Annotated in this window: 5 protein-coding genes; 3 read left to right on the top strand and 2 right to left on the bottom strand. The window is 42.1% G+C overall.

Annotated features, from left to right (window positions below):
* Positions 1-250: 250 nt before the first annotated feature.
* On the bottom strand, positions 251-796 hold the full coding sequence (locus F6K51_RS35390; protein ID WP_293030349.1) for a redoxin domain-containing protein: 546 nt from the start codon (positions 794-796) through the stop codon (positions 251-253).
* An 899-nt stretch (positions 797-1,695) separates the two neighbouring features.
* On the opposite strand from F6K51_RS35390, the gene F6K51_RS35395 reads away from it, so the two are divergent.
* The 3 genes from F6K51_RS35395 (at position 1,696) to holB (ending at position 3,791) form a co-directional block, all read left to right on the top strand.
* The gene (locus F6K51_RS35395) at positions 1,696-2,040 is read left to right on the top strand and encodes an AAA-like domain-containing protein (RefSeq protein ID WP_293030352.1); all 345 of its coding nucleotides are present in this window, start codon (positions 1,696-1,698) and stop codon (positions 2,038-2,040) included.
* Positions 2,041-2,166: 126 nt separating this feature from the next.
* On the top strand, positions 2,167-2,853 hold the full coding sequence (gene tmk / locus F6K51_RS35400) for a dTMP kinase (protein ID WP_293030355.1): 687 nt from the start codon (positions 2,167-2,169) through the stop codon (positions 2,851-2,853).
* Entirely contained in the window at positions 2,823-3,791 is a 969-nt protein-coding gene (gene holB / locus F6K51_RS35405) for a DNA polymerase III subunit delta' (RefSeq protein WP_293030358.1), read from the top strand. Before tmk ends, holB begins: the two co-directional genes overlap by 31 nt.
* Positions 3,792-4,057: 266 nt before the next feature.
* On the opposite strand, the gene F6K51_RS35410 is transcribed toward holB, so the two are convergent.
* Positions 4,058-4,257: hypothetical protein (locus tag F6K51_RS35410; RefSeq protein WP_293030361.1), on the bottom strand; the 200-nt coding region annotated here is incomplete at its 5' end.

A 4,257-nucleotide genomic window follows, 5' to 3' on the forward strand; every position in this document is an offset into this window, starting at 1 on the left:
TCTAAGGGTGGACGTAGTGATCAGTTAGTGCGAATTACGATAGTAACTCCGAAAAACCTCACCAATCAGGAGCAGGAGTACTATGAAAAAATCCGTGAAAGTCGCCGCTTCAATCCCCGGAGTCACTTGTCCCAAGTTCGACTATGATTATATCTAGCAGTTCTCAATTGGGTGAGGGACTTACTAGGAGTGGGTTAATGGGAGTAGGGAGTAGGGAGTAGGGAGTAGGGGTAAGACCATTGACTTTACCTCATAAGAGGGTATCGATGGCATTTAACAGTGTCTCTACTTCAGCATTTGAATTGAGAAAAGAAAATAGATGTTGAAAGCGGAGTTTTCCTAGCTGATCTAAAAGAAATTGGCCAGGTAGGGGAGCACCCAGTGCTTGACCAAGGTTATAGCCGCGAAAGGTGCCACAGTTGGGGTCGCTCAGAAGTGGCATTCGTAAACTGAGATCGTTAACAACTTGTTGGCTTTGCCTGATATCTGTACTCGTAATCATTAACACCTCAACTCCTTTCTCAGTGAAACGTTGGTAGTTCTCATTGATGTTTTTGATGTGAGGGAAGCACAGGGGACAGTAATGCTTTTCTGTGAAAATTCGGGTGAATGCCAAGATGACCGGTTGTTTACCCTGATAATCGGATAATTTGGTCTGACGGTTATTGGTAATATCTGGTAGCTCAAAATCAGGTGTCCTTGCTCCGAGTTGTAGGGCGTTAGTTGCTGGTACAGGCACAAAATTGTGGAAGAAGCGCTGATTGATTAAGCCACTAAAGTTAAGGTCTGTGAGCATCAGGGGTTCAATTGTCCTAGACAGGGAATAGTTTATGGTTACTGTTATAGTTTACCTGTAGGCACCCTTAACTGTGGCTAGTTCAGGCAAAGAAGGGCGATCTCTACCCATAAACCACCAGGACTTATAGCAGTTTGCACTTAACTTAGTTACAATAACAACAATAATAAAAAAATTTTGTTATCTCTTCTTTAGTCAAAAAATTACAACAATCAACTAGAGCTTGTTCTAACTCATCTCTAGTCATGGGGACTAAAGAACGCAAATAGTTTTTCAAAATAAACAAAAATTTTTACAAAGTAAGTTTTAAAACTTCCTGGGGGGCGATAATGAAGGCTATAAAGCCTACTGGAGAAGGAAAGCAGCTCTCACACATTGGCGATAATAGTGATGTTTATGGGGATATAAAGAGATAAATTATTGCATTAACTATTCTAAAAAAACAAAAAAACAAAGCAAGTAAATTAATTATGTTTAAACAGAACGATAAAAAAATTACTATGTCGTTTGTATAATATTTGTTTTTAAGTGGTACTATTTACATAGTGAGACACCTTTATGTTTGCCGTTATGACCTAAAAAAAATGCCCAACTATAGTCTAAATTAATTTCTATTGGTGCGCATTACCTAGGCGATGGAATGCGCACCGCAATAAAATAATAGAAACAAGTCGGTCATTATTGAATTTAGTATCTTCCATACTATATCCTACTCTTTTTAGATATCGGAACATTCTTTCAATAACTCTATACTTGGTGATAAGACTTGTTTTTGTTCCTCCAAGCTACTGCTGCATTTTTTTGGTAATAATTCAGGGCGTTGCATAATTTTGTTGTCAACAAATAAAAATTATTGACAATAGCCTCCGATTTTTCCGGAGGCTATTTCCTTAAACCCCTTGTCATACCTGATTTTTCCCCCTAATTGTCGCCCCTCTAGGCAGCTTGCTCTCTATCACTTGGCTTGCCAAAACCTTAGCCTAGAAAAAATTCTTGAGCAAGCACCTACTGGAGAGGGAATTTCTAGGGTTCATCTGCTGCTAAAATTAACTAGACTTAGGCAAAATCATGAGTTAGCCAGTTTCTTCAACAAGGTGATTCAAACCGATAGAGGTGTTGAGTTAGATTCAATCTTAATCAATAGATTAAAAAATCTAGGTTTGATAACCTTTGACGGAAATTACGTCATGCCAAGTTGTGATTTATATCGTCAGTATTTATTAGCACAGCTTAATGAGAAGTAATTTTAGCCCACGCTAATTTGGACGCCTATTGAACATCTAATTTGCTTACTACCTGAGCTTGTTCAACCCATGGTTTAAGCTGTAGGCTATCAACATGTTTATGCATGAGTAGTAAAGGAGGTAGGCTTGAGCGGTAAGCTAATTGTTTTCGAGGGAGTGGAAGGTGGTGGTAAAACTACCCAACTACAGCGATGCTCAAATTGGCTTCGAGCTAGTGGCTTACAAGACTGTCTAGGTACTTTGGATCAAACCATGCCCGTTGTTGTAGTCACTAGAGAACCGGGGGGAACATTATTAGGCACTAAGGTTCGCCAACTGCTACTGGATAAAGATTCCTCACCGATTCACCCTCGGGCTGAACTTTTACTCTATGCTGCTGATCGGGCTGAACATGTTGAAGAGTTGATTAAGCCACAGTTAGTCAACGGAGCAATTATCTTATGCGATCGCTACACGGATTCCACAATTGCCTACCAGGGTTATGGGCGAGGTATTGACTTGAAATTGATCGAGGAGCTTAATCAAATTGCTACCGCTGGACTGGAAAGTGACCTCACCCTGTGGCTGGATATTGATGTCGAAATTGGTCTGGAACGGGCGCGACAGCGGGGAACCGTTGACCGCATGGAGCAAGCTGACTTAGCATTTCACCGACGAGTGCAGCAGGGATTTCAGGAGTTGTATCAACAAAATCCCCATCGGATTGTTCGGGTAGATGCTAGCTACAGTGAGGAGGAAGTCCATAATTCCATTCAGAAGATTTTCCGTGAACGGTTTAAATCATGGTTCCAGGAGCGTTCGACTTTATCCTAGGGCAAGACCAAGCGATCGCATTATTGCACGGAGCAATTACAACCAACCGCATTGCCCCTGCCTACCTGTTTGCCGGTCCATCTGGGGTGGGGCGGAGTCTGGTAGCACGGGCTTTTATTGAACAGTTGTTTTGTCAAGGTATCCCCGCTGATGGGCAAGTCTCAATTAAAAAACGACTTATTCAGGGCAATCACCCAGATGTATTGTGGGTAGAGCCAACCTATCTCCACAATGGTATACTTGTTTCTGCTACAGAGGCTGTCCAAAAAGGAATTCAGCGTCAGGCACCCCCCCAAATTCGGTTGGAACAAATTCGGGAAATTGCTCGGTTTCTGAGTAATTCTCCTCTAGAAGCATCGCGCAAGGTGGTGGTACTAGAGCAGGCAGAAACTATGGCAGAGCCAGCAGCCAATGGTTTGCTGAAGACTCTCGAAGAACCAGGAAACGCTACATTGATAGTGATCGCACCTAACACTGAATCTTTGTTGCCGACCCTAGTGTCTCGCTGTCAGCGGATTCCATTTTATCGCCTGGGGCCCGAAACTATGACAACAGTGCTGCGGCAAACCGGTCATCAACAGATTTTACAGGAACCATCAGTACTCGCCATTGCCCAGGGAAGTCCGGGGGAAGCGATCGCTGCTTTTGAGCAACTCAAAGCCATGCCTCCAAACTTACTTACCCAACTTACCCAGTTACCCCACACATCCCGTCAAGCATTAGCACTGGCAAAGGAAATCGACAACAAGCTGGATACCCACACTCAGCTTTGGTTAGTGAAGTATTTACAACACTGCTACTGGCAATCACACACTCAACCAGACATGATTAAAAAGCTAGAGCAAGCTCGGCGATACCTGCTCAGTTATGCTCAACCGCGATTGGTTTGGGAGGTAACCCTGTTGGAATTGAGTATTCTTGAAGGATCAAGGATTTAGGATCAATTATAAAGTCGCAATTTTAAACGATGAAGTGGAAAATATCAAGGATAAAATAGGAAGGATCAAGGATAAGGTGGAAAGGATCAAGGATAAGGTGGAAAGGATCAAGGATAAAGCTCCATCAAGTATTTTCTAATACTGGATATTTAGGTGCGCTCTTACCATTAAGAATTAAATTCGCGTGATTGTCGCACCTGAAGAAAACCCTACTAATCAAAATCGTTATGACTATGATATATTTGTAAAGGTTCGTAAATAATCAATTAGATTTGATACCATTTGTGTGGTTGGTTACAGATCATGGTCTGACCATGAAAATCGGATATTGGGTAGATAATTTTCTTATCCATGAACTCCCTCTCAAGATGTATGTATTTAGCCAGCACTTTGAGAAATAGTATGGGTAGCACGGTTTGAGGTGACCACCACTTGATCAGCAATCTGTAGCCAACTGACACCCTAC

It is taken from the genome of Moorena sp. SIO3I8, from assembly GCF_010692325.1.
Taxonomy (GTDB): Bacteria; Cyanobacteriota; Cyanobacteriia; order Cyanobacteriales; family Coleofasciculaceae; genus Moorena.